The sequence below is a fragment of the Nesterenkonia sp. LB17 genome, assembly GCF_022565915.1.
Lineage (GTDB): Bacteria > Actinomycetota > Actinomycetes > Actinomycetales > Micrococcaceae > Nesterenkonia.
In genome coordinates this window covers 686,731-711,269 of the sequence record NZ_JAJOYX010000002.1, presented here as the reverse complement: position 1 = coordinate 711,269, position 24,539 = coordinate 686,731, and the positions used below count along the sequence as shown (strand labels likewise).

Here is a 24,539-nt window from a genome sequence, read left to right as displayed (position 1 = left end):
GGATCAGGGCTGCAGCTGCAGTGTCGCGACGGTGTCAGCTGTGACCTCGGAGAGCAGCGCGGGGTTCTCGTTGAGCGCCCGGCCGAAGGAGGGGACCATCTGTTCCAGCTTCGGACGCCAGCGGTCCATCTGCGCGCCGAAGCACCGCTCGAGCAGCGAGAACATGATCGACGGCGCGGTGGAGGCGCCGGGGGAGGCGCCGAGCAGGCCGGCGATGGAGCCGTCCCGGGCAGAGATCAGCTCGGTGCCGAACTGCAGCACGCCCTTGCCCTTGTCGTTCTTCTTCATCACCTGCACGCGCTGTCCGGCAGTGATCATCTCCCAGGCATCCGAGCCGGCGCTGGGGAAGAAGGCGTGCAGCTCTTCGAACTTCGAGCGGGAGGACTTGGTGACCTCCTTGACCAGATAGGTCACCAGATCGGTGTTGTCCTTGCCCACCTGCAGCATCGGCAGCAGGTTGTGCGGGCGGACCGAGAGCGGCAGGTCCATGAAGGAGCCGCTCTTGAGGAAGTTTGTGGAGAACCCGGCATAGGGGCCGAACATCAGCGTGCGTCGGCCTTCGACGAATCGGGTGTCCAGGTGCGGCACCGACATCGGCGGTGCGCCCACCGAGGCCAGGCCGTAGACCTTGGCGTGGTGCTGCGCGGCGACTGCAGGGTCGGTGCTGCGCAGGAACTTCCCGGAGACGGGGAAGCCTCCGAAGCCCTTGATCTCGTCGATGCCGGCGCCCTGGAGGAGTCCCAGCGCGCCGCCGCCGGCGCCGACGAAGACGAAGCGGGCACTGGCCACGCTGCGGTCTCCGGTGGCCTTGTCCTTGACCTTGATGTCCCAGCGGCCGTCGACCCCGCGCTTGATCGACTGCACCTCGTGGCCGTAGTGCAGGTCCGCGCCGCTGCTGTCCAGATGTGTTGCCAGCTGACGCGTGAGTGAGCCGAAGTCGACATCGGTGCCGCTGTCGAACTTCGAGGCGGCGATCCGCTGGGAGGGATCACGTCCCTCGATCAGCAGCGGGGCCCATTCGGCGATCTCCGCGTGGTCCTCGGTGTGCACGATGTCGGAGAAGAGCGGCTGGGCCTTCATCGCATCGTAGCGGTCCTGCAGGTACTGGGCGTTCTTGTCGCCCCAGACGAAGCTGATGTGCGGCAGTCCGTTGATGAACGTGCGCGGCGAACCGATCGTGCCCTCTTTGACCCAGTGCGAGTACAGCTGCTTGGAGACGGTGAACTGCTCGTTGATGCCTTGGGCCTTCGCGGTGGAGACCTTGCCGTCCGCCCCGCGCGGGGTGTAGTTGAGCTCGCACAGCGCTGCGTGGCCGGTGCCGGCGTTGTTCCATGGATCGGAGGACTCCTGGCCCGCCTGGTCCAGCGCTTCGAACAGCCCGATGGACCAGTTCGGCTCCAGCTCCTTGAGCATGGCGCCGAGAGTGGTGGACATGATCCCGGCGCCGATGAGCACGACGTCGAACTTCTGTCCTTCACTGGACTGCTGAGCGCTTGTCGACGATGACTTGGCCACAGAATTCTCCTTGAGTGTTCCCCCTGATGAGACCCGGGGGTGGTACGCGTTGTCCTTGAATCGACTCTACCTGCGCCCGCGCAGGCCCGGGAAATCCGCCGCCGCCCAGGGGCGGGGGCTAATCGGCCGGAGTGATGTCCTTGAAGAGCTCATGCAGCACCGGGGACATCGGATAGTCCGCGACGCCCCGGCCCAGCGCCACTCCGGAGATCGGGTGCACCAGTGGCAGCGCTGGCAGGTCCTCTGCGACGATGTCGGCGATCTCCCTATATATGTCATTGCGTGACTGCTCGTCATCCTCGCTGCGCGCGTCCTGGATCAGCTCGCGGACCTCGGCGGAGTCGTAGTTGAACTCGGACGTCTGGTGCGAGAAGAGCGGACCGAAGAAGGAGTGCGGCGACCGGTAGCCGCCGTTGCGTCCCAACAGGTGCATGGCTCGATCGTCATCATCGAGCAGCGAATCCACGTACCCGTCGTCCCAAGACACCGGTCGGGGAGTGATGTTGAACCCTACCGCCGTCAGGTCGCGGGCGATCGAGGCGAACACCGCCTCGGGACGGGGAAAGTAGCTGCGAGTCGCGTTCATCGGGTAGTAGAAGCGCAGCGGCTCACCGTCATATCCGGTGTCCGCCAGCAGCTCCTGGGCCTCCTCGACGTTGTAGCCATAGCGTGTGGCCTGCTCCGAGTGGACCCCCAGCGCCGCCGGGGTGAACTGGTAGGCGGGCCGGCTGCCCTCCAGGAAGAAGGACTCGACCAGGGTGTTGAGGTTGATGGCGCGAGCCGCCGCCTCGCGCACCTGAACATCCCCCATCACCGGGTGATCCTGGTTGAACCCGAGGTAGAGGACCGAGAAGGGGTCCCGCTGCAGGATCAGCCGGCCCGACTGCACCAGAGAGCGAAGATTGTCCGCCGTGATGTAGTCATAGACATCGACCTTGCCGCGCTGCAGCTCACGCAGCCGATCGAAGGAACGGGGCAGGGTGCGCACCACCACCCGTTCGGCAGGGGGCTCGCCGTCCCAGTAGTCCTCGAACGCCTGGAGCACCACCTCCTCGGGGTCCACGCTGAGAAGCCGGTACGCCCCGGTGCCGCGGGGTTCGCGGGCGAGCCGCTCCGGATCAGCGTCGGAGAGCACCTCGGCGGAGGCGATCCCGAAGGCAGGCATCGCCAGCGCCTGCGGGAGGAACACCAGCTGCTCGGACAGGGTGAGCTCCACTGTGAACTCCCCGGCCGCCTCCACCGATTCCAGCAGGCAGTCTTCGTCGTCGAAGAACCCGCCGAAGAGCGACTCGAAGGCCAGCGTGGTCCGCGCCGGGGCATCGGAGCCGAGCAGCTCATTCATCCGGCCCCAGCGCCGGAAGTTCGCGACCACCACCTCGGCGGTCAGTTCGCTGCCGTCGTGGAAGAGCACGTCCTCGCGCAGGGTGAAGGTATAGGTCAACCCGTCGTCGCTGGCCTCCCAGTCCGTAGCCAGCAGCGGAGCGGTGGCGCCGGTCTCGCCGTCGATCCCGACGAGGGTCTCAAAGACCTGCCGGCAGACCCGCGCGGTCTCGGTGTCCACCGACAGCGCAGGGTCCATCGACTCCACGGAGGAGACGCCCGAGAGGACGACGCCGCGCGGCTCGTTCACCTCGGGGACTTCGGTGGCGCGGGCCTGCATTGCGGAGCCGGGGGTGAACGCCGAAGCCGGCCACTGCAGGGCACCGGCAGTGCCCGCCAGGCCGAGCGCCCCGAGAAAGCGACGGCGCTGCATGGGTGAATGCATCTCGCGTCCTCTCGATCGGGGCAGGACCTGCGGGATGCCCGCTGGTCGCCGTTCAGACTACCTGAGCCCCTTCCGCGTCACCCATCCGTGCGCCCTGATCGACCCATGGGGAAGATCCTGGTGATCGGCTCCTCCGGCGCACTGGGCCGGCAGACCTGCGCGGCGCTGCGGGCCCGCGAAGTCGCCACGCGGGAGGGGCTGAAGCCGGGATTCAGCAGGCCCCGGCGCATGCATTTCGGTGAGCGGGCGGTGACTGTGCGACTGATGCGCTGCGATGAACGCGAGGTCCTGCTGGACCGGTTCAGGGCTGGAGGGGTCGGCTACTACACGGCCTGGTCAGACGCCCGGTTCACCCGGTTGATCGCCGCTCTGCGGAAATCGGGTCTTCTGCGGCTGGTCACCCGCAGTCGGGCGAGGATCATGCCCCGATATCCAGGACGTGGTGGTGCCGCTGGGCTTCTTCACCGCGGCAGATCTCCAACGCATCACCGACGGTGCTGGTCAGATTCGCCGCGGGAGCAGATTGAAATGGTGCGGGCGGGGGGACTTGAACCCCCACGTCTAAGACACTGGATCCTAAATCCAGCGCGTCTACCAATTCCGCCACGCCCGCAGATGTCGCTGGGGGAGTGCTTTGACCTCCCCGCGGCGACATTTCAGTCTACAGGAGAGCCGGGCCCGAACCCGGGCAGGGTGCGGGCCGCGAGTGCGACGCCCGCCATCTGGCGCAGGTCGGGACTCGGGTCAGAACTGCGCCGAAGGGCTCATGCTGCGAGCTTCTCGCGCAGGCGTGCGACATGGCCGGTGGCTTTGACGTTGTACTGGGCGAGCGTGACCTTGCCGTCCTCGTCGAGCACGATCGTGGAGCGGATCAGGCCCTCGATGACGCGACCGTAGTTCTTCTTCTCACCCCAGGCGCCATAGGACTCCGCCACCGCGTGGTCCTCGTCGGCGAGGAGCGGGAAGCTCAAGCACTGTTCGTCGGTGAACTTGTCCAGAGCCGAGACCGGGTCCGGGGAGATTCCCAGCACCGTATAGCCCGAGGCGGCGAGGGAGTCCAGTGAGTCACGGAAGTCGCAGGCCTGGGTGGTGCATCCAGGGGTGGAGGCCTTGGGATAGAAATAGAGGATGACCTTCTGTCCGCGCAGCTGGTCCAGACTCACCGAATCCCCGCCGGCAGCCGGCAGGATGAAGCTGGGAGCGACGTCGCCGGTCTCAAGTCGAATGCTCATCGAAGTCCTTTCAACGGATATGGCTGATGCGCCGAAACCACCCTATCCGTAGAATAGATCGACCAAGCCCCCGCGAGAGTAGAGGCAGTGATGGTCATCCTCACCGAGCGCAGCCAGCCGGAGCAGCACCTGGTCGACGCCCTGCGCGCAAGCTTCGACGCCTCGGTGATGAACTTCGGGTCCTACAACATCCTCTGCACGGTGGACCGTCTGGGAGCCCCTGCGAAGATCGGCGCCGCCCGTGCCTGGGGCGGGTCTCTGCTGCTGGTGGGCTACCGCCGCGAGCCTGTCGAGATCGTGCTCTGTCCAGTGGATCTCGACGACGCGCTGTGCCGGGTGCAGTCGTTGCAGCAGGGTGAAGAACCGGGACGTGCTGCGGCCGCCATCCCCACCCTGGTGAACCTCACGAACCTCGCCGGGATGGCGTCTCAGGACAATTTCGTGGAGGTGACCCTTTCCACCGGACGACGGATGAAGCTTGACCTCCATGAGGAGGTGAGCTTCGATCAGTTCCCGGAGATCGCGCTGCATCAGGGACGGGACGTGGAAGACTTCTACGAGTTCATCGACTACTTCATGGACGTCGTCGAGCGGATGAACGCGGCCTGACGGTTCCGGGTCGACGCTGCGGTGAGGGCGCGGTGAGCGTCTAGCACGGCGCCGAGGCTTCCGAGACCGGGGGAGTTCCCGAGATCTCCGCCGACAATGCCCGCGCCCGACTCCGGATAGGAGCTTTCCGAGAGCACTGTTCTCACCGCTTCTGCGACCTGCGCCGCGGACGGCTCGTCTCGAGGCGGAGCGTGGGGCGGGGGCAAGGTGCAGGAACCTCTGGCCGGAGCACGAAAAAGACCGTCGGTCCACGAGAGATTCTCGTGATCCGACGGCCTGAATCGCGGACAGCGCCTGCCCGGTGGAAGTGGGCCCCTCGGGACTTGAACCCGAAACCTGCAGATTAAGAGTCTGATGCTCTACCAATTGAGCTAGAGGCCCTTGAACTGCAAGCGCTGTACTGACTTTCGCCGCTCTGCATCTCAGCAGGGCAACGACATAGAACTCTAGCACCAGGTCGGCGGGTGCGCCAATTGAGAATCAGTGATCGTGATCTCACCGGACAACCAGGCGGCGCGGCCGGTCTGGACGCTCTTCCGCGGGTCTCACCTGGGCGCACAGACGAGGATTCGTCGGCTTGGGGGAGGACACGGTACTGTGGACCGGTCCGCCTGAAGTCCCATGGAGGTCTGCCGTGCAAGCGGTGGGTCACCAGCATCAGGACGGGCAGTCGATCGGGGTGTAGCTCAGCTTGGTAGAGCGCGCGCTTTGGGAGCGTGAGGCCGCAGGTTCAAATCCTGTCACCCCGACAGCAGACGATTCACCAGTCATCGATCAGGAGCCCCACACGTGGTCAAGAGCACCGTAGAGAATCTGAACCCGACCCGCGTCAAGCTCACCGTCGAGGTGACTTCCGAGGAGCTGGAACCCAAGATCAAGGCGGCGTACAAGAGCATCGCCGAGCAGGTCCAGGTCCCCGGCTTCCGCAAGGGCAAGGTGCCGGCTCCGATCATCGATCAGCGCGTCGGCCGCGAGTACGTCATCCAGCAGGCCATCAACGACGGCCTCAACGACTTCTACCAGCAGGGCCTGGCCGAGGCCGATCTCGCCCCGCTGTCCCGTCCTGAGGTGGAGATCGAAGAGATCCCCGACGTCAAGACCAACGAAGGCGTGCTCAAGTTCACCGGCGAGCTGGACATCAAGCCAGTCATCGAGCTGCCCGAGTACTCCGGCCTCGAGGTCGAGGTCGAGTCACGCTCGGCAGATGAAGCAGCCGTGCAGGAGCAGCTCGACGAGCTCCGCGGCCGGTTCGGCACGCTCAAGGACGTCGAACGCCCCGCCGCCAACGACGACTTCGTCACCATCGATCTGATCGCCACCGTGGGCGAGGAAGAGGTCGACACCGCGTCCGGCCTCTCCTACCAGGTCGGCGCAGGCACCATGCTCGAGGGCATCGACGAGGCCCTCGAGGGTCTCTCGGCCGGCGAGGATGCCACCTTCGACACCACCCTGGCCGGCGGCGATCACTCCGGTGAGACCGCATCGGTCAAGGTCACCCTTCAGGCCGTCAAGGAGCGCGAGCTTCCGGAGGCCGACGACGAGTTCGCTCAGCTGGCCTCGGAGTTCGACACCATCGAGGAGCTCCGCGCGGACCTGACCTCCAAGGCCGAGGAGAACCTCGTCGTGGAGCAGGGCGTGGAAGCACGCGACAAGGTCCTCGAGAAGCTCATGGAGCTCATCGAGGTCCCCGTGCCCGAGTCCGTGATCGCAGAGCAGGTCGAGCAGCACTTCTCCTCCCAGGGCCACGAAGTCGGTGACGATCACGACACCGAGGAGCACCGCGAGGAGCTCTCCAAGCAGACCGCCGACGCCTTCCGCAACGAGCTCGTCCTCGACGAGATCGCGCAGAAGGAAGAGATCGGCGTCGAGCAGAGCGAGGTCATCGAGTACATCGTCTCCACCGCCTCCCAGTACGGCATGGAGCCGAACCAGTTCGCGCAGATGCTCGATCAGGCCGGACAGGTCCCCATGATCATGGGAGAGGTTCGCCGTCGCAAGGCGCTGGCCAAGGTGCTCGAGCTCGCCGTCGTCAAGGACACCGAGGGCAACGTCGTCGATCTGACCGACTTCGTGACCCCCGCCGGTGACGAGGACGAGACTGACGCTGTTGAAGCCGAGACCGCCGAGGTCGAGGCTGCCGATGCTGAGACCACCGAGGCCGAGGCCTCCGAGGACACCAAGCAGAACTGATACAACTCGCAGCAGCAGAAGGGCGTCACCGCACAGGTGGGGCCCTTCTGCGCGTCAAGGTGTTCTCTGTGAGTTGAAACCGTGTGCCAACAGCGAACAGTCCCGCGCCAGGGGCTCACCTGGAGCGGAACAACCAGTAATGTTCTTGCCGAGGGCACTTCCAGTGCCGACCCCAGCTTGACCCACCAGTGGAGGATGAGTCCATGACCCAGAGCCTGCCGAGCATGTCCAGCGTGGACGCCGCGTCCCGCGACGACTATATCTACAACCGTCTGCTCAAAGAACGGATCATCTGGCTCGGTTCAGAGGTCCGCGACGACAACGCCAACGCCATCTGTTCCCAGCTGCTCCTTCTCTCCGCCGAAGACACCGAGAAGGACATCTACCTCTACATCAACTCCCCAGGTGGATCCGTGACCGCGGGCATGGCGATCTACGACACGATGAAGTTCATCCCGAACGACATCGTCACCGTCGCCACCGGTCTTGCCGCCTCGATGGGACAGTTCCTGCTCTCCTCGGGCACCCCGGGCAAGCGCTTCGCCACCCCGCATGCGCGCATCCTGATGCACCAGCCCTCCGGCGGCATCGGCGGCACCGAGTCTGACGTCCGCATCCAGGCGCAGCTGATCCAGCACATGAAGCAGGTCATGGCTGAGCTCACGGCCGATCAGACCGGCCAGAGCATTGAGACGATCCTGCGGGACAACGCACGCGACAAGTGGTTCACCGCTGAGGATGGCCTTGCGTATGGATTCTTCGACAAGATCGCCCAGCGGTCTTCCACCGTCTCCGGCGGCGGGGGAGTCTGAGCCCTCACGGGAGCAGATCACCCTCAGCCAACGATTCGCACCAGGACCACAGGAGCACATCTGACATGAACCCAATTGATCCTTCGGCACCAGGCCTTCCCTCGGCGCAGCCAACCGGCCCCGCCATGCCGGATTCACGCTATATCCTTCCCTCCTTCGAGGAGCGCACCCCCTACGGCTTCAAGCGCCAGGACCCCTACGCGAAGCTCTTCGAAGATCGCATCGTGTTCCTGGGCAGCCAGGTCGACGACGCCTCGGCCGATGACATCATGGCGCAGCTTCTCGTGCTGGAGTCGATGGACTCCGAGCGCGACATCACGCTCTACATCAACTCCCCGGGCGGATCGTTCACGGCCATGACCGCCATCTACGACACGATGCAGTTCGTCCGGCCGCACATCCAGACGGTCTGCCTGGGTCAGGCAGCCTCCGCAGCCGCGGTGCTGCTCGCCGCCGGCACGCCCGGCAAGCGGCTGGCCCTGCCCAACGCGCGCGTGCTGATCCACCAGCCCGCCGTGGGCGGCACCCGTGGCACCGCCACGGATCTGCAGATCCAGGCCGATGAGGTGCGGCGCATCCGCACCTGGATGGAAGACGTGCTGGGAGACCTCACCAAGAAGTCCCCGGACGAGATCGCCGAGGACATCGACCGTGACAAGTTCCTCTCCGCCGCCGGCGCGAAGGACTACGGCCTGGTGGATGAGGTTCTGGCCTCCCGCAAGCTCCCACTCTGACGCTTTTCAGCGACAAGATGCGACCCGTTCGGGGACGTTCCACAGGAACGTCCCCGAACGTGTCAGCGCCCTGAAGTACGCTAGAGCCGAAAGCACAACAGTTCCGAAGGGGATCCACGTCCATGGCACGTATCGGTGAGAGCGCAGATCTGCTCAAGTGCTCGTTCTGCGGCAAGAGCCAGAAGCAGGTCCGGTACAAGCTGATCGCCGGCCCCGGCGTCTACATCTGCGACGAGTGCATCGAGCTCTGCAACGAGATCATCGAGGAATACCTCAATGAGGTCCAGGAGCCCGACGATTTCGAGCTGCCCAAACCGCGTGAGATCTATGATTTCCTCGACGAGTACGTGGTCGGGCAGGACAAGGCCAAGCGCACCCTCTCCGTGGCCGTGCACAACCATTACAAGCGTATCCAGGCCACAGGTTCGGCGAAGAAGACCACTTCTCTGGAGAAGGGCCCTCTGGACGACGTCGAGATCGGCAAGTCCAACATCATGATGGTCGGCCCGACCGGCTCAGGAAAGACCTACCTGGCGCAGTCTCTGGCCAGGAAGCTCCAGGTGCCCTTCATCGTCGCCGACGCCACCAGCCTCACCGAGGCCGGCTACGTCGGGGAAGACGTGGAGAACATCCTGCTGAAGCTCATCCAGGCCGCCGACGGAGACGTCAAGAAGGCCGAGCAGGGCATCATCTACATCGACGAGATCGATAAGATCTCGCGAAAGTCGGAGAACCCCTCCATCACCCGCGACGTCTCCGGCGAGGGCGTCCAGCAGGCCCTGCTGAAGATCCTCGAGGGGACGGTAGCCTCGGTGGCCCCGCAGGGTGGACGCAAGCACCCCCAGCAGGAATTCATCCAGATCGACACCTCGAACATCCTGTTCATCGTCGCCGGTGCCTTCGCCGGTCTTGAGGAGCTCATCGAGTCACGGGCCGGCCGCAAGGGGATCGGCTTCGGCGCACCGCTGTCGACGATCACCAAGAGCGAGGCCAGCTACGCGGACGTCGAACCGGAGGACCTGCACAAGTTCGGGCTCATCCCCGAACTCATCGGGCGGCTCCCGGTCATCGCCACGGTCGAACAGCTCGACGCCGCGGCGCTCACCGACATCCTGACCAAGCCCCGGAATGCATTGGTCAAGCAGTACCAGAAGATCTTCTCCATCGACGGGATCGAGCTCGAGTTCACCCCCGAGGCGCTGGGCGCCGTGGTGGAGCAGGCAGAGCTGCGTGGCACCGGTGCGCGCGGTCTGCGATCCATCCTGGAGAATGTGCTGGGACCTGTGATGTTCGAGCTGCCCTCCCGCGATGACGTCGCCTCGGTGACCATCACCGCAGCCGTGGTCCGCGAGGGCGCCGAGGCGGAGCTGGTCACCCTGTCCGAAGCCAAAAAGTTCCGCAAGAAATCCGCCTGACCTGCCTCTTCGACCCTTTTTTGCGCCTGTCTATTTGCTGGACGGGAGCTGAGGTGTAGGCTCGCTCACACGTAGTGACCTAGGCCACATTAAGTGGCCGGGCCACCACGCCGGGTGACGAGAGGTGGAAGATTCATGGGTGAATCCCAAGGCTCCCCGCGCAGGGGACGGACGGCTCGCGCATCAGGCGCCGCACTCGCGGCGGCCATCCTGCTGAGCGGCTGCTCGGACAGTGAGGACGTGCCGGTCCTCACCTGGTACATCAACCCGGACGACGGCGGACAGGTGGCCCTCGCGCAGGTCTGCACCGAAGAAGCAGAGGGCGCCTACGTGATCCAGACGTCGCTGCTCCCGGCCGACGCCCCCTCCCAGCGGGAACAGCTGGCCCGCCGTCTGGCGGCCAACGACTCATCGCTGGACATCATGTCCTTGGACCCCCCGTTCATCCCTGAACTTGCGGAGCCCGAATTCCTGGCCCCGGTCCCGGACGACGTCGCTGAACGCACCACCGAGGACACCCTCGAAGGAGCGCTGGCCGGCGCGATGTGGAACGACGAACTGGTCACCGTCCCGTTCTGGGCCAACACGCAGCTCCTCTGGTACCGCAAATCTGTGGTCGAAGAAGCAGGTCTGGACATGGAGCAGCCGATCACCTGGGACCAGGTCATCGACACCGCGCTCGAACAGGACAAGCTCCTCGGCGTCCAGGGGGTCCGGGCCGAGTCCATGACGGTCTGGCTCAACGCGCTGGTGGAGTCCCAGGACGAGTCGATCCTGGCGAACCCCGAGGCCCCTGCCGCAGAGCTGCAGACCAACCTCGACACTGAGCAGGGGATGCGGGCCGCGGAGATCATCGGCCTGATCGGCACCGAGGGTCTGGCAGGGCCCGGAGTCGCCTCCATGGATGAGAACCAGTCGATGCTGCTGTTCCAGCGAGATGAGGGCTCCTTCATGGTCAACTGGCCCTTCGTCTGGCCGGCGACAAACGCAGCCGCCGAGGAAGGTGCATTGGACGAGGAGCTCGTCGATGACATCGGCTGGGCGCAGTACCCCCGCGTCGACGAGGACACCCCGTCCGCGCCTCCGCTGGGCGGAATCAACCTCGCGGTGGGCGCCGACTCCCTCAACCAGGATCTCGCCTTCGAGGCCATCGAGTGCATCGTGCAGCCGGAGAACCAGACGGAGTACTTCATCACCAACGGCAACCCGCCGTCATCGGAGGCCGCCTACGAGGATCCAGCCCTCGAGGACAACTTCCCGATGGCCGACGCCATCCGGGAGGCGCTCGAAAATGCAGCCCCGAGACCTCAGACTCCCTTCTACAACGAGATCTCCACCGCGATCCAGCAAGACTTCACACCCATCTCCGGGGTCCGCGCCGAGCAGACCCCCGCGCAGACCGATGCCTTCATCGTTGAAGTGCTCAGAGGGGAGCGTCTCCTGTGACGACCGCACCAGAAACCTCGCGGAGGCAGAAGCGCGAGAGCGCCGAGTCATCCAAAGGCAAGAGCGCAGACCGCAAGAACGGCAACAACGCGAAACGGACCAACCGCGCGAAGTCAGAGGCTCGCCTGGGCTGGCTCATCGCGGGACCAGCGTTCTTCGTCATGCTCGCGGTCACTGCCTACCCGATCGCGCAGGCCATCTACGATTCGATGTTCTCCTTCCGCCTGACGGCACCGGATGAGCGCTCCTTCGTGTTCCTGCAGAACTACCTGACGATCCTCTCCGACACCGGGGTCTTCTGGCGGGCGCTGCTGGTGACCTTGCTGGTCACCGTGGTCACCGTGGCTGTCGAGCTGGTCCTCGGCTTCGCGCTGGCGCTGGTGATGCATAAGGCGCTGAAGCGGATCCGTGGGGCGCTGCGCACCGCAATCCTCGTTCCCTACGGCATCATCACCGTGGTCTCCGCCTTCGCCTGGTTCTACATGTTCGACATCAACTCAGGCTTCGTGAACAACTGGTTCGGCTGGGTCCCCGGGATCGACAGCGACCTCGACTGGTTCGCCAACTTCGGCACGGCGATCACCGTGATCATGGCCTCGGAGATCTGGAAGACGACCCCGTTCATCGCCCTGCTGCTCCTGGCGGGCCTCGCCCAGGTCCCCGATGAGCTCGTCGAAGCCTCCAAGGTCGACGGCGCCAGCTGGCGTCAGCAGATGACCCGGGTGATCCTGCCCAACATGAAGGCTGCGATCATGGTCGCAGTGCTCTTCCGCGCACTGGACGCCTTCCGAATATTCGACAACGTCTTCATCATGACGAATGGCGCCGCGGGCACCGAGGTGCTCTCGCTGCTGGCCTATCGGACCTCCATCGGACGGTTGGAGATCGGACTCGGCTCCGCGGTCTCGGTCATCCTCTTCATCTGCGTGCTGCTGATCTGTGTCATCGCGATCAAGTTGTTCAAGGTCGATCTCGCCAGCGGCACCGACTCTAAGGGAGGTAAGTAGAGATGGCCTCCAACGGCAAGCTCACCGGAAAGCAGCGCCTGGGATGGACGGTGCTGAGCGTCGTCGTCCTGGTCTATGCACTGTTCCCAGTGGCCGCGATCCTGGCCACCAGCTTCAAGACTCAGGCGGACCTCGGCACTGCCTCCTTCCTGCCTGGCAGCCCCACCTGGGCGAACTACGAGATGATCCTCTTCGGGGACGCCCAGGGCCTGTTCCTCACGGCGCTGCGCAACTCCATCGGCATCACCCTGATCGCCACCTTCATCGCCGTGGTGCTGGCCACCCTGTGTGCCTACGCCATCGCGCGGCTGGACTTTCCGGGCAAGAAGATCATCCTCGGATCCGCTCTGGCGGTGTCGGTCTTCCCCGTGATCTCAGTGGTCATTCCGCTGTTCAACCTGTGGCGCAACATCGGGCTCTATGACACCTGGCTCGGGCTGATCATCCCGTATCTGTCGCTGACGCTGCCGATCTCGATCTGGACGCTCGCCGCGTTCTTCCGGCAGATCCCCTGGGACCTCGAGCAGGCGGCGCAGGTGGACGGCGCCACCCAGTGGCAGGCCTTCCGACGAGCGATCGTGCCGCTGGCCATGCCCGGTGTATTCACCACCGCGATCATCGCGTTCTTCATCGCCTGGAACGACTTCGTCTATGGGATCTCGCTGACCTCCACCGAAGCCGCCAGACCCGTTCCTGCGGCGCTGGCCTTCTTCACCGGGGCTTCCCAGTTCGAGGAACCCACCGGCGCAATCTCCGCGGCTGCCATCGTCGTGACCATCCCCGTCGTCGTTCTGGTGCTGCTCTTCCAGCGCCAGATCGTATCCGGACTGACCCAGGGCGCCGTCAAGGGCTGAGTAGATAAGGACTCCACTGCAATGTCATCCATCACGCTTAAGAATCTCGTCAAGAAATACGACGATGGCTTCCCAGCTGTCAACGACATCTCCATAGACATCGAAGACGGCGAGTTCATCATCCTGGTGGGACCCTCCGGCTGCGGAAAGTCCACGCTGCTGCGCATGATCGTGGGCCTCGAGGACATCACCGAGGGTGACCTGCTCATCGGCGGGGAGCGCGTCAATGAGAAGGCCCCGCGCGAACGCAACCTCGCCATGGTCTTCCAGAGCTACGCGCTCTACCCGCACCTGACCGTCTACGAGAACATCGCGTTCCCGATGCGGCTGACCAAGGGGAAGTTCACCAAGGAAGAGATCGATGAGAAGGTCCGCCACGCGGCAACCATGCTCGAGCTCACCGAGCACCTGGACCGCAAGCCGGCGAATCTCTCCGGCGGTCAGCGTCAGCGTGTGGCCATGGGCCGCGCGATCGTCCGCGAGGCCGACGCGTTCCTCTTCGATGAGCCGCTCTCGAACCTCGATGCGAAGCTCCGCGGGCAGATGCGCGCAGAGATCGCCAGGCTCCAGCGTGAGCTCAACACCACCAGCGTCTACGTCACGCACGATCAGACCGAGGCGATGACCCTGGGGGACCGGGTGGCAGTGCTGAAGAAGGGTCTGCTCCAGCAGATCGCCTCCCCGCGGGAGCTCTATGAGCAGCCGGCGAACCTCTTCGTCGCCGGATTCATCGGCTCACCGTCGATGAACTTCCTGCCCGGCACCGTGGAGGGCAATGTCTTCTCCACTCCGCTGGGCAAGATCGAGATCCCCGACCGTGCGGCAAAGGCGGGCGAAGGGCGCGACATCGTCCTGGCGGGCATCCGCCCGGAGTTCTTCGACGATGCCTCCCAGCTCAGCGAGGCTCAGCTCTCCAAGGGCACGACCTTCACCGCAGAGATCAGCCACAGCGAGTGGATGGGCAATGAGCAGTACGCCTATGTCTCCTACGAGACCGACGAACGGGTCCACGAGACGCTGCGCAACCTCGCCGAAGAGATGGACGCCGACGAGCTGCGCACGCAGCTCGTGGTCGAGGTCGATGCGACCTCGCGCTTCCGCAGCGGTGACACGGCCGAGCTCTGGCTGGACACCCGCAGGATGCACCTCTTCGACCCAGCCACCGGGGAGAACCTCACCCGGGACGAAGAAGCCGGCGCGGAGCTCACTCGCGAGGCCCGCGAGGACCGCAAGCGCGACGCCGAGCGGTTCGTCGCCCGGCAGGGCTGACCGGAGCGCCGCCGTCCCGATTGACCTGCGGGGTCATACCGTCAGGTCGGCCTGGGGTGCTAAGTTGTTCGCAGACAGACCTGACGCTCAGCAGGACAGACCGCCGCGAGGCGGCTGTCCGCTGAGCAGTCAACACCAGGCCGAAGAGTTGGAGCGCAAGCATGAGCACCGTCCCCGAAGATTTCAAGTACAGTGCCGAGCACGAATGGATCGGCACCACCGAGGATTCACTCGTGGTGCGCGTGGGCATCACCGACTTCGCTCAGGACGCCCTCGGTGAGGTCGTCTACGTGGAGCACCCCGAGGTCGGCGCTACCGTCGCCTCCGGTGATGTGGTCGGCGAGGTCGAATCCACCAAATCTGTATCAGACATCTTCGCGCCGGTCGCGGGAGAGATCGTCTCCGTCAACACGGATCTCGACGAGAACCCCGGTGCCGTGAACTCGGCCCCCTACGCCGCGGGCTGGCTGTTCGAGATCAAGCTCGCAGAATCCTCGGGGGCAGATTCGCTGCTCTCTGCCGAGGATTACAAAAACCAAGTAGGCTGAAGGCCGCCAGCAGGCAGGCCGGCGAGAGGAGGCGACGTGGAGAGCACGCGAGAACATGACAGCAGTCAGAGTGCGGCGGAGACGACGAGCATCTCGTTGCCGCCAGCCGATGCGCACGCGGGGGAGCCTCACCTATCTGAGGATGACAAGCAGGCCATCGCGGCGCTGCCCAAGAACTCCGCTCTGCTGATCGCCCACAGCGGCGCCAATCAGGGAGCTCGGTTCTTGTTGGATCAGGACCTGACCACTGTAGGCAGGCATCCGGAGGCGGGGATCTTTCTCGACGATGTCACCGTGTCACGGCGTCACGTAGAACTGAATCGGGAGGGTCTGGGCTTCCAGATCCGGGATCTCGGCAGCCTCAACGGCACATACGTGAACCACGACCGCGTGGACGAGTATGCGTTGAGGCCAGGTGACGAGGTGCAGATCGGCAAATTCCGGCTGACCTTCTATGCCGGATCCAAAGAATCCGACTGACCGGTGACTCGAGATCCCAGGGCGGACCGGAGGGGAACGTTATCCTGAAGCCGATCTCGTCCCTTCCCCACAGCCCGAAAGAGGACACGCAGTGAGTGCTTCCGCAGCGTCGAAGTCGAAGCCGAAACCGGCCCCGCCCTCGACCGAGCGCGCCGCCAAGCATGTCTTCACCATCTCTGAAGTCCTGCGGGAGCTGCAGAACGAATTCCCGGATCTCACCGCATCGAAGCTGCGCTTCCTCGAGGAGCGCGATCTGGTGGAACCGGCCCGGACCGCCTCGGGCTACCGCAAGTACTGTGCGTCCGACGTCGAGCGGCTGCGCTTCATCCTGGCGCTGCAGCGCGACCGGTACATGCCGCTGGACGTCATCAAGCAGACGATGGACGTCATCGACTCAGGCGAGACCCCCGAAGAGCTGCCGCAGGCGCCTCCGGTGGGTCCCCGTGAAGTCACCGATGAGATGGCAGCTCAGATCACCGGACGCATCCGGCCGATGTGCCGCAAGGAGCTGCGCGCCCACTCCGGCGCCACGCGCGGGATGCTCGACACGCTGGAGAAGTTCCGCATCATCCAGGCCGATGGCGAGGGCAACTACAGCCACCACGATCTCAAGGCCGTCAAGGCGGTCCGGGTGCTGGCACGCTATGGGCTTGAACCGAAGCACCTGGTCAACATCCGGCGCTCCGCGGACAATGAGCTGGACCTGATCGCGCGCGCCATGGCCCCGCATGCCGCCCGCAAGGACACCGCCGCCCGAGCGCGGGTGGCAGAGTCCTCCAAGGAGATGCTCCAGTGCCTGAAAGACCTGCGAGCTTCAATCATGGACACATCGGTCGAGCAGTTGGACAAAAACTGACCTAGACTTGGATCATGGAGAGCCAGCTTGTGCCGCTGGATGTCGTGGGAGTTCGGATCGAGCTTCCATCGAAACAGCCTGTGGTGGTGCTCCGAGGCGCCGAACCCGGACTGGAGAATCTCCATGTGGCCGTCCTGGTGGGACCTGCCGAGGCCAATGCCGTCGCCATGGCGATGGAGAAGAAGGTCCCGCCCCGGCCGATGACTCACGACCTGCTCGCCGAGGTCATGACCAGGCTCGGCTCGGGAGTGCGCTCCGTGGAGATCGGCATGCTCGACTCCTCGACCTACCGCGGGACCATCACGCTGGGCAGTGGTCGCAGCTTCGATGCCCGGGCCTCAGACGCCATCGCAGTGGCGGTGCGGGTGCAGTGCCTGGTCACCATGGACCGCGAGATGCTCACTCGGGTCGGGATCACCCCGCGCACCGCCGCCACCGGGCAGCGTCCCATCTCCGAGGATGAGATCAAGGAGTTCCGCCGGTTCCTGGACAACGCCGAGCCGGAGGATTTCCAGTGAAGCAGGCCCGCTGCGGGCGCGGGACTAGTGCAATCGCGCGACACGCCGTAGAGTAAATTTCAAATGTCTTTGACCCATAGCGGCTGCGGCAATACCGTCAAGGGACAAGACTCTCGCACGCACCTTCCTCGTCGCTCTCGCGTCGCAGGGACGCGCTTCCCCGGCGGAGTCGAGCACTTCAGGAGGGTACCAGGTGGGTCCAGAATCGCACGCGGGCACTGAGCGTGTTCGGCCAGGGCAGGCGGCTGCCCAGCAGCCCCTGTTCAGTGACGGCCTGCCCGAGCTCGACGAGGAGCTGGGCTACCGCGGTCCGGTCGCCTGCGCCGCCGCCGGAATCACCTACCGCCAGCTGGACTACTGGGCGCGCACGAAGCTTGTCCAGCCCTCCATGCGCAACGCCGCCGGGTCCGGCTCGGCGCGTCTCTATTCCTTCCGCGACGTCCTGGTCCTGAAAGTCGTCAAACGCCTGCTGGACACCGGCGTCTCGCTCCAGCAGATCCGCAGCGCGATCGAGCACCTGCGCGAACGCGGCGTCGATGACCTCGCGCAGATCACCCTGATGTCAGACGGTGCGTCGGTCTATGAATGCACCTCCGCCGACGAGGTCATCGACCTCGTGCAGGGCGGACAGGGAGTCTTCGGCATCGCCGTAGGCCGGGTCTGGCGCGAAGTCGAGGCCAGCCTGGTGGAGCTCCCGCGTGAGCGCACCGAGCCCGACGCGGTCCCCGAGCTCGAAGCCTTCGGTTCCGCCGGCGACGAGCTTGCCCAGCTCAGAGCCCGCCGCTCCCAAGCCTCTTAGTGCCCCACCCGTCTCCATCGAGGGGCGGAGTCTCGGTGCACCTGAGTGCGATCCAGGCGAGACCGCTCAGACCAGCTGCTCAAGCAGCTGGTCGAAGGACCTCGCCAGGTCCCTGACCTGATCGCTCGGCCACTGGTGCACCGGGTAGGCCGCGCCCTGGATCTGCTGCCAGAAGGGGTTCTCCTCCAGGACCGGAAGCATCAGCTTGTCCTTGTAGAGCCGTTCCATCTCGAGCAGCCGGTATTCGTGCTCGGCGGAGTCCGCGCGGACACGGTTGACCACCACACCGGCCGACTTGAGCTGCGGCGCGTACTCGTTGGAGAACATCCGGATGGCGCGCATCGTACGCTCTGTGCCGGCCACGGAGAACAGGCTCGGCTCGGCCACCATCAGCACACCGTTGGACGCCGACCAGCCGATCCGGGTCAGCCCGGCCAGCGAGGGCGGGCAGTCGATGAGCACCAGGTCATAGCCGGTGACACGATCCAGCAGCAGCCGCAGCCGCCGCATGTCGCGGGGCCGGATATCGGGGCGATCGAATGCGGCGGAGAGCGCGGAGCCCACGACGACGTCCAGCGTCGCGTCGGAGCGATGTTCCTGGGGGAGCAGATCCACCCAGCCGGAGCGGACCACATGGTCACTGAGGTTGGCGCGCTTGGCGTCGCGCAGCAGCTGACCTGCCTCCGTGCCGGTGCCGCGGGCGACCGCGAGCCCGGTGGTGGAGTCCGCATGGGGGTCGAGGTCGACGACGAGGGTCCGCACCCCCTGATGGAGGGCGGCCGAGGCAAGGCCCATGGTGACCGAGGTCTTACCGACCCCGCCCTTCAGACTGGAAACGCTCAAGATCTGCACGCTACCCATCATAGGGATGATCTGCGGTGTTCCCTGCCCCGGCGCTCCGCGCGGCGAGAGTGGGGTCAGTTGATCTTCATCTCGCCCATCTCCTCCCAGTCCTCACCCTCGATCTGCCGGGAGATGATCTTCGGGGTGGAGACCAGGGCCGCTGCCATGGCGCCGTCCGAGCTGACCGCCCGCTGGAAGTGCGCCGATTCCACGTGCGGACCGGCGGCGTCGTCGTCGAAGGCCTCGATGAGCACATACTCGTTGGGGTCCTCCACGCTGCGGGACCATTGGAACCACTTGTTCCCGGGCTCGGCGCGGGTGGCTTCGGTGAACTCAGCCGTGATCGCAGGCCACTTTTCTGCGTGTTCGGGCTTGACCTGGAATTTCACGACGATGAAGATCATGTAAGTACTACTTTCTGACGATGAGGGAAGGAGACGTCGGCGTTGCGTTCGATGCCATTTCAATGGCATGCCGTCCAGTCTCCCGGTTCTCCCCAGTTCACACCATGACCAGGGCCGACGACGTAAAATCAGCAGCATTTTTCGCTTCTCGAGGGCAATTCGTTTCACGTAGTCTTCAAGGTGATTCCCTGCAACTTCGACCGCGGCGGCATCACTCGCGCACAGCAATGTACCCCACCTTGACGAGGTAACCATGTCTGACCAGTACCCACAGAACCCTCAGCAACCGCAGCAGTACGACCAGCATCAGCAGTACCCGGCGGCGCAGGCGCCGCCAGAGAGCAAGGGCATCGGTATCGCCGCTATGGTGCTCGGCATCATCGCCATCGTCTTCGCATTCATCCCAGTCATAGGTCTGATTACCTTTATTCTCGGCCCTCTTGCCGTCATCCTCGGCGTCGTCGCGATCGTGAAACGTCGGGGCCGTGGGCAGGGCATAGCCGGCGCGATCACCGGCGCGATCGGCACCGTCATTGCAATCATCGGTCTCGTCTTCGCAGGGGCCTTCCTCTCAGCATTCGACGACGAGATGCAGCAGATGGAAGAAGAGTCTCAGGACGTCGACCCTGATGACGACGAAGAGGTTGCTGAGCTCGAAGAGGACATCCAGGGCGAGCAGGAAGACCTTGCCGAGGAGCGTGAGGAGCCAGAAGCAGCCGGCACCGACGGGGACGAGGGTACCCGCGATAACCCACTGCCGCTCGGAGAATCGGTCTCACACGAGGATTGGGAAGTCACCATCAACAGCGTTAGCCCCAACGCGGATGACGCGATCGCAGCAGAGAACGAGTTCAACGATCCCGCCCCGGAGGGACAGAGCTACATGCTGGTGAATATGACCGCCACCTACCTCGGTGACGACTCGGACTCACCGATGATGGCAGCAGAGCTTGCTTACGTGACCGGCACAGGGGAGACCATCTCCGACTACGACTTCGCTGTCGTCGCTCCAGACGCTTTCGACTCCCTCGTGGAGCTTTACAATGGTGGCTCAGAGACCGGAAATGTTGCCCTGGCCGTGCCAAACGACGACGACGGCACTCTCCGCGTCCGCGTAGGATTCTTCGACACCCAGGACTTCTTCTTCGAAACCTCCTGACGTAGCCGAAAGGGCCCCCATTTGAAGGTGAACAGGTGGGGGCCTTTCGCGCAGTGGCACGACCAGAGGCGACGATCCTCCTGAATCTCGTGGATGGCTCGGAGACACCTCCAGGGTCACCCGGCGAGGGCACTCCTGGGGTAGCCGGATATCCGGGGCCGCGATCGGGCCGCACCCGGTCCGTCTGAGCGTCGTGCGGTACACAGTTGAAGAGGTCGTCCTGGCCTGACTCCGAGTGGTTACGTCCGAAGTTGGAGCGGTCGCCCCGAAACAGCACCAGCGGACTGCAGTAGGGCCCATCTGGGCGCGATGCAGCGGTAGTTGATAAAGCCTCAGAACCGGCTCGACACCCAGACCCTCCGGTACCTGGATGGGGAAGTCGATCGAGACACCTACGAGCAGATAAAGACCACCACCCACGCCGAGTCTGCGGAGCTTCAGGGCCAGTTGCGAGACCTGAACGTGCAGGATCGCATCCCCGTGGGGACCCTCATGCCGGACCTGTTGTGGGACTGGGACGAGCTCTCCGTGGGGGTGCGCCGAGACCTGCTGTCCAGGCTGCTCCACCCGGTGATCGGGGAGGGGGGGCGAGATGGGTAAGGCAGAAGCGGGACCATCGTGGTGCGCGGGCTCTGAGAACCGCGGCCTACATCCGCAGATCTAGGCTGATCTCATCGAATCGGACCCTGGAAGCTTCACGACGATGAAGATCACGGGCTGTTCCTTGGTGTAGATCCGGGAGGTGGATCTGCGGCGTGGCGCCGCAGATGGGAGGTGGTTCCCCCACGACAACGGACCTGACCGCCGAGGGATTCTCGTGAGGCCGCTGTGAAGCCGGTCCGACGTTCCCGTCTAGGATGGCCGCATGGCCCACTATGACCTCTCCATCATCGGCTCCGGCTCCGGGAACTCCCTGATCACACCCTTCTGGGATGACAAAAGCGTCGTCCTGGCGGACAAGGGTGCAGGGGGCACGGGAGCCTTCGGCGGCACCTGCCTCAATGTGGGCTGCATCCCCACCAAGATGTTCGTCCGCCCGGCGGCGCTGGCCCGAGGGCCTGTCGAAGCGGCCCGGCTCAACGTCACCCAGGAGACCACCGACGTGGACTGGCCCGCCATGCGGGACCGGGTCTTCTCCCGCATCGACGCCATCTCGGCCGGCGGCCGGCACTACCGGGAGGTCGAGCTGGACAACGTCGACCTCGTCGCCGAGAAGGTCACGCTCACCGGGGACTTCAGCCAGACGCCCTTCGCCTTCGTCTCCGAATCAGGGGTCCGGGCCGAGGCTGACCAGCTGGTCATCGCCGCCGGCTCCCGTCCGGTGCTCCCGGACGTCGCGGGCATAGGCCTCCCCGGGGTGCACACCTCGGACACCATCATGCGCATCGACCAGCGGCCCGACAAGCTGCTGATCCTCGGTGGCGGCTACATCGCCTGCGAGTTCGCAGGGGTGTTCTCAGGCTTCGGAACAGAGGTCATCCAGATCAACCGCAGCCACGGACTGATGACCGCACTGGACCACGACATCTCCGCGGCCTATACGGCCGAGGCGGAGAAGAACTGGACCGTGCACTACGAGCGCACCATCACGAGCATCTCCGAGCACGGCCCGGGCCTGCGAGTCGAGCTGGTCACCTCTGACGGCCGGGTCGAGCACTACGACGTGGACGCGGTCCTGGTGGCCATCGGCCGCACCCCGAACACCGACCTCATCGGTGCCCGAGAGATCGGGCTCGATGTCCACCCGAACGGACGCCTCTTGGTGGATGAATACCAGCGGGTGCTCATGCAGGGCGAGCCCGTGGACGGCCTCTATGCGCTCGGCGACGTCAGTTCCGAGGCGATGCTCAAGCACGTGGCGAATCAGGAGGCCCGGGTGGTCGCCCACAACCTGGTGCATCCGGACCGGATCCGGCCCTCACGGCATGAGGCCATCCCCTCGGCGATCTTCTCCTTCCCCGAGATCGCCCAGGTCGGGGCGACCGAGGCGCAGGCGGCCCAAGCCATCGGTGAGGAGCACCTCACCACCAAGATCCAGAGGTACGGCGACACCGCCTACGGCTGGGCGATGGAGGATGGCAGCGGGATCTTCAAGGTGATCGCGGACCGCCGCACCGGCCAGATCCTTGGGGCCCACGTCATGGGCTACCAGGCTTCGAACCTGATCCAGCCGGTCATCCACGCGATGAGCTTCGGCCAGGACGCCTACACCGCCGCCCGCGGCCAGTACTGGATCCATCCGGCCCTGATGGAGGTCACCGAGAATGCGCTCCTGGGCCTGGAAGTCCCGATCGCAGAGGACGCCCCGCTCTGAGGTGACCTGGGCGGATCCGATCTGATCCCGGGAGCACAGGTGGCGCCACTGACAGCGCCGCCGCAGGAATGGAATCAGCAGCGCCCCAGTTGTGACCACGAGAAGCACCTGCAGCAGAATCATCTCCGTTGACGAGCTGCAGCTGACACGAACCAACACTGATCCGTGCGCGGAGGCTGAATGCCCCGCGCCGAGAGGAGTCCTTCATGGCTGAACGCGTCGATTTCTGGTTTGACCCGCTGTGCCCCTTCGCCTGGGTGACATCACGCTGGATCCTGGAGGCGGAGAAGGTCCGCGACATCGAGGTGCACTGGAACGTGATGAGTCTGGGCGTGCTCAACGAGGCCAAGAACCCCTCACCGGCCGAAGATCCCGAGCAGCTCGCCCGCTGGATCCCCGCCCGCGCCGCCACCGCTGTCGCGCTGCAGCACGGTGAGGCCAAGGTCGGCGAGTTCTACACCGCCGCCGGCACCGAGATCCACAACAACGGCAACAAGGACTTCGAGTCCGCCACGCTCAACGCGCTGCGCGCCGTGGGCCTGCAGGAGGACCTCCTCGCCGAGGCCAAGACGGATAAGAACGACGCCGAGATGCGCGCCTCCCACGACAAGGGCATCTCCCTGGTCGGTCAGGACGTCGGCACCCCGGTCGTGGCGTTCCAGGGCACCGCGTTCTTCGGTCCGGTGCTCACCCGGATTCCGCGCGGCGAGGACGCCGGCAAGGTCTTCGACGGCGCCGTGGCCCTGGCGCAGTTCCCGTACTTCTTCGAGCTCAAGCGCTCACGCACGGAGTCCCCAGTCTTCGACTGATCGGGACTTCCACCATGTGACGTCACTTCAGGACGCCACCACACGACGACGCCGGCGCGGGCTTGAGAGCCCGCGCCGGCGTCGTCGTCGGTTCTGCTGGCGTCGGCCCTCGAGGCAGCAGCCTCGGGTCGGTGCCGCGTCAGGCGGCCGGGGTGCCGCGGCTGATCACTCCTCGCGGATCACCTTGTGCTGGGCGGCCTGAGCGACCGGGCGGACCACCACCTGGTCCAGGTTCACGTGGTGAGGGAGGGTGACTGCGGCGGCGATGACCTCGGCGATGTCCTCGGCCACCAGCGGGTGCTTGACTCCGCGGTAGACCGCCTCGGCGGCGGCCACATCGCCGCGCAGCCGCTTGGCGGTGAACTCCTCGGTGGCCACCATGCCGGGCAGCACCTCGATCACGCGGATGTTGTGCTCGGCCTCCTCCAGGCGCAGCGCGCCGGTGAGTGCGTGCTCGCCGAACTTCGCCGCGTTATAGCCTGCCCCGCCCTCATAGGGGGCGAGGGCGGCGGTGGAGGTCACGGTGAGGATCGTGCCCTCGCCGTGGGCGCGCAGCATCGGGACGAAGGCCTTGATCATGTTCAACGCGCCCAGCACGTTGACCTCGTACATCCAGAGCCAGTCCTCGGGCCGTCCCTCGGCGACCGTGTCCATGCCCAGCGCGCCGCCGGCGTTGTTGATCAGCGTGTCGATCCCGCCGGCCGCGGTGACCTCTTCCAGCGCGGCCGCCACCTGCTCCGGGTCGGTGACGTCGCAGATGATCGGAATGATCCCCTCCTGCTCGGCCAGGCTCTCGAGCTTCTCGGCCCGGCGGGCGACGGCGAAGACCCGCCAGCCCTCGGTGGTGAGGCGGTGCGCGGTGGCGGCGCCGATCCCGGAGGAGGCGCCGGTGACCAGGGCGCTGCGGGTGGAGGCATCAGTGTCAATCATGAAGACAGCCTAGTGAGCGGGGTGCTCCGGG

At 65.2% G+C, this 24,539-nt stretch carries 24 protein-coding genes and 3 tRNA genes; 19 read left to right on the top strand and 8 right to left on the bottom strand.

Annotated features, from left to right (window positions below):
• Positions 1-3: 3 nt before the first annotated feature.
• The 4 genes from LTH96_RS06945 to bcp form a co-directional block, all read right to left on the bottom strand.
• A complete protein-coding gene (locus tag LTH96_RS06945) occupies positions 4-1,515 on the bottom strand; it encodes a malate:quinone oxidoreductase (protein WP_241464986.1) in 1,512 nt (503 codons plus the stop codon).
• Between the two features lie 118 nt (positions 1,516-1,633).
• The gene (locus LTH96_RS06940; RefSeq protein ID WP_241464985.1) at positions 1,634-3,280 is read right to left on the bottom strand and encodes an ABC transporter substrate-binding protein; all 1,647 of its coding nucleotides are present in this window, start codon (positions 3,278-3,280) and stop codon (positions 1,634-1,636) included.
• Between the two features lie 529 nt (positions 3,281-3,809).
• A tRNA-Leu gene (locus LTH96_RS06935) sits at positions 3,810-3,893 on the bottom strand.
• Between the two features lie 151 nt (positions 3,894-4,044).
• Positions 4,045-4,512 (bottom strand): thioredoxin-dependent thiol peroxidase, encoded by a 468-nt coding sequence (gene bcp / locus LTH96_RS06930; protein WP_241464984.1) that lies wholly within the window; start codon positions 4,510-4,512, stop codon positions 4,045-4,047.
• Between the two features lie 87 nt (positions 4,513-4,599).
• On the opposite strand from bcp, the gene LTH96_RS06925 reads away from it, so the two are divergent.
• Positions 4,600-5,121, top strand: coding sequence for a hypothetical protein (locus tag LTH96_RS06925; protein WP_241464983.1), 522 nt, complete (start codon positions 4,600-4,602; stop codon positions 5,119-5,121).
• 308 nt (positions 5,122-5,429) lie between these two features.
• Here the strand turns inward: LTH96_RS06925 and LTH96_RS06920 are convergent.
• Positions 5,430-5,502 (bottom strand) — tRNA-Lys (locus LTH96_RS06920).
• Positions 5,503-5,796: 294 nt separating this feature from the next.
• Between LTH96_RS06920 and LTH96_RS06915 the strand changes: the two genes are divergently transcribed.
• The 14 genes from LTH96_RS06915 to LTH96_RS06850 all read left to right on the top strand — a co-directional run bounded on the left by LTH96_RS06915 (position 5,797) and on the right by LTH96_RS06850 (position 18,049).
• Positions 5,797-5,870, top strand: a tRNA-Pro gene (locus LTH96_RS06915).
• Between the two features lie 40 nt (positions 5,871-5,910).
• Positions 5,911-7,311, top strand: coding sequence for a trigger factor (gene tig / locus LTH96_RS06910; protein WP_241464982.1), 1,401 nt, complete (start codon positions 5,911-5,913; stop codon positions 7,309-7,311).
• Between the two features lie 203 nt (positions 7,312-7,514).
• Positions 7,515-8,123: an ATP-dependent Clp protease proteolytic subunit gene (locus LTH96_RS06905; protein ID WP_241464981.1), complete on the top strand. Its 609-nt coding sequence runs from the start codon at positions 7,515-7,517 to the stop codon at positions 8,121-8,123.
• A gap of 65 nt (positions 8,124-8,188) precedes the next feature.
• Complete coding sequence (locus LTH96_RS06900) at positions 8,189-8,857, top strand: ATP-dependent Clp protease proteolytic subunit (protein WP_304653911.1); 669 nt, start codon at positions 8,189-8,191, stop codon at positions 8,855-8,857.
• A 122-nt stretch (positions 8,858-8,979) separates the two neighbouring features.
• The gene (gene clpX, locus LTH96_RS06895; RefSeq protein ID WP_241464980.1) at positions 8,980-10,272 is read left to right on the top strand and encodes an ATP-dependent Clp protease ATP-binding subunit ClpX; all 1,293 of its coding nucleotides are present in this window, start codon (positions 8,980-8,982) and stop codon (positions 10,270-10,272) included.
• 135 nt (positions 10,273-10,407) lie between these two features.
• Entirely contained in the window at positions 10,408-11,718 is a 1,311-nt protein-coding gene (locus LTH96_RS06890) for an extracellular solute-binding protein (protein WP_241464979.1), read from the top strand.
• Complete coding sequence (locus LTH96_RS06885) at positions 11,715-12,725, top strand: carbohydrate ABC transporter permease (RefSeq protein WP_241464978.1); 1,011 nt, start codon at positions 11,715-11,717, stop codon at positions 12,723-12,725. The genes LTH96_RS06890 and LTH96_RS06885 overlap by 4 nt, the downstream gene beginning before the upstream one ends.
• Before the next feature lie 2 nt (positions 12,726-12,727).
• Complete coding sequence (locus LTH96_RS06880) at positions 12,728-13,579, top strand: carbohydrate ABC transporter permease (RefSeq protein WP_241464977.1); 852 nt, start codon at positions 12,728-12,730, stop codon at positions 13,577-13,579.
• Between the two features lie 21 nt (positions 13,580-13,600).
• Positions 13,601-14,848 (top strand): ABC transporter ATP-binding protein, encoded by a 1,248-nt coding sequence (locus LTH96_RS06875; protein WP_241464976.1) that lies wholly within the window; start codon positions 13,601-13,603, stop codon positions 14,846-14,848.
• Between the two features lie 161 nt (positions 14,849-15,009).
• Entirely contained in the window at positions 15,010-15,396 is a 387-nt protein-coding gene (gene gcvH / locus LTH96_RS06870) for a glycine cleavage system protein GcvH (RefSeq protein WP_241464975.1), read from the top strand.
• Between the two features lie 36 nt (positions 15,397-15,432).
• Positions 15,433-15,876, top strand: a complete 444-nt coding sequence (locus LTH96_RS06865) for an FHA domain-containing protein (RefSeq protein WP_241464974.1) — start codon at positions 15,433-15,435, stop codon at positions 15,874-15,876.
• 91 nt (positions 15,877-15,967) lie between these two features.
• A complete protein-coding gene (locus LTH96_RS06860) occupies positions 15,968-16,732 on the top strand; it encodes a MerR family transcriptional regulator (protein ID WP_241464973.1) in 765 nt (254 codons plus the stop codon).
• A gap of 14 nt (positions 16,733-16,746) precedes the next feature.
• On the top strand, positions 16,747-17,250 hold the full coding sequence (locus LTH96_RS06855) for a bifunctional nuclease family protein (protein WP_241464972.1): 504 nt from the start codon (positions 16,747-16,749) through the stop codon (positions 17,248-17,250).
• Between the two features lie 193 nt (positions 17,251-17,443).
• On the top strand, positions 17,444-18,049 hold the full coding sequence (locus LTH96_RS06850) for a MerR family transcriptional regulator (RefSeq protein ID WP_342357718.1): 606 nt from the start codon (positions 17,444-17,446) through the stop codon (positions 18,047-18,049).
• Positions 18,050-18,115: 66 nt separating this feature from the next.
• On the opposite strand, the gene LTH96_RS06845 is transcribed toward LTH96_RS06850, so the two are convergent.
• Together LTH96_RS06845 and LTH96_RS06840 are read right to left on the bottom strand one after the other, a co-directional pair.
• Entirely contained in the window at positions 18,116-18,901 is a 786-nt protein-coding gene (locus tag LTH96_RS06845) for a ParA family protein (protein WP_241464971.1), read from the bottom strand.
• Between the two features lie 65 nt (positions 18,902-18,966).
• Positions 18,967-19,296 carry a putative quinol monooxygenase gene (locus LTH96_RS06840; protein ID WP_241464970.1) on the bottom strand — a complete coding sequence of 110 codons (330 nt, stop codon included), beginning with the start codon at positions 19,294-19,296 and terminating at the stop codon, positions 18,967-18,969.
• A gap of 253 nt (positions 19,297-19,549) precedes the next feature.
• Between LTH96_RS06840 and LTH96_RS06835 the strand changes: the two genes are divergently transcribed.
• From LTH96_RS06835 to LTH96_RS06820, 4 genes are all read left to right on the top strand, one after another.
• The gene (locus tag LTH96_RS06835; protein WP_241464969.1) at positions 19,550-20,455 is read left to right on the top strand and encodes a DUF4190 domain-containing protein; all 906 of its coding nucleotides are present in this window, start codon (positions 19,550-19,552) and stop codon (positions 20,453-20,455) included.
• A gap of 321 nt (positions 20,456-20,776) precedes the next feature.
• On the top strand, positions 20,777-21,055 hold the full coding sequence (locus LTH96_RS06830) for a hypothetical protein (RefSeq protein WP_241464968.1): 279 nt from the start codon (positions 20,777-20,779) through the stop codon (positions 21,053-21,055).
• 265 nt (positions 21,056-21,320) lie between these two features.
• Positions 21,321-22,769 (top strand): mycothione reductase, encoded by a 1,449-nt coding sequence (locus tag LTH96_RS06825; RefSeq protein WP_241464967.1) that lies wholly within the window; start codon positions 21,321-21,323, stop codon positions 22,767-22,769.
• 206 nt (positions 22,770-22,975) lie between these two features.
• Positions 22,976-23,578 (top strand): DsbA family protein, encoded by a 603-nt coding sequence (locus LTH96_RS06820; RefSeq protein ID WP_241464966.1) that lies wholly within the window; start codon positions 22,976-22,978, stop codon positions 23,576-23,578.
• 165 nt (positions 23,579-23,743) lie between these two features.
• Here the strand turns inward: LTH96_RS06820 and LTH96_RS06815 are convergent, their stop codons facing one another.
• Positions 23,744-24,508: an SDR family oxidoreductase gene (locus LTH96_RS06815; RefSeq protein WP_241464965.1), complete on the bottom strand. Its 765-nt coding sequence runs from the start codon at positions 24,506-24,508 to the stop codon at positions 23,744-23,746.
• Between the last annotated feature and the right edge of the window lie 31 nt (positions 24,509-24,539).

Bases quoted from the DNA above. Each gene is read 5' to 3' on its own strand.
- LTH96_RS06815 (WP_241464965.1), bottom strand. From the start codon at position 24,508: ATGATTGACACTGATGCCTCCACCCGCAGCGCCCTGGTCACCGGCGCC.
- LTH96_RS06875 (WP_241464976.1), top strand. From the start codon at position 13,601: ATGTCATCCATCACGCTTAAGAATCTCGTCAAGAAATACGACGATGGC.
- LTH96_RS06835 (WP_241464969.1), top strand. From the start codon at position 19,550: ATGTCTGACCAGTACCCACAGAACCCTCAGCAACCGCAGCAGTACGAC.
- LTH96_RS06880 (WP_241464977.1), top strand. From the start codon at position 12,728: ATGGCCTCCAACGGCAAGCTCACCGGAAAGCAGCGCCTGGGATGGACG.
- clpX (WP_241464980.1), top strand. From the start codon at position 8,980: ATGGCACGTATCGGTGAGAGCGCAGATCTGCTCAAGTGCTCGTTCTGC.
- LTH96_RS06840 (WP_241464970.1), bottom strand. From the start codon at position 19,296: ATGATCTTCATCGTCGTGAAATTCCAGGTCAAGCCCGAACACGCAGAA.
- bcp (WP_241464984.1), bottom strand. From the start codon at position 4,512: ATGAGCATTCGACTTGAGACCGGCGACGTCGCTCCCAGCTTCATCCTG.
- LTH96_RS06905 (WP_241464981.1), top strand. From the start codon at position 7,515: ATGACCCAGAGCCTGCCGAGCATGTCCAGCGTGGACGCCGCGTCCCGC.
- LTH96_RS06855 (WP_241464972.1), top strand. From the start codon at position 16,747: ATGGAGAGCCAGCTTGTGCCGCTGGATGTCGTGGGAGTTCGGATCGAG.
- gcvH (WP_241464975.1), top strand. From the start codon at position 15,010: ATGAGCACCGTCCCCGAAGATTTCAAGTACAGTGCCGAGCACGAATGG.
- LTH96_RS06890 (WP_241464979.1), top strand. From the start codon at position 10,408: ATGGGTGAATCCCAAGGCTCCCCGCGCAGGGGACGGACGGCTCGCGCA.
- LTH96_RS06940 (WP_241464985.1), bottom strand. From the start codon at position 3,280: ATGCATTCACCCATGCAGCGCCGTCGCTTTCTCGGGGCGCTCGGCCTG.
- LTH96_RS06825 (WP_241464967.1), top strand. From the start codon at position 21,321: ATGGCCCACTATGACCTCTCCATCATCGGCTCCGGCTCCGGGAACTCC.
- LTH96_RS06900 (WP_304653911.1), top strand. From the start codon at position 8,189: ATGAACCCAATTGATCCTTCGGCACCAGGCCTTCCCTCGGCGCAGCCA.
- LTH96_RS06820 (WP_241464966.1), top strand. From the start codon at position 22,976: ATGGCTGAACGCGTCGATTTCTGGTTTGACCCGCTGTGCCCCTTCGCC.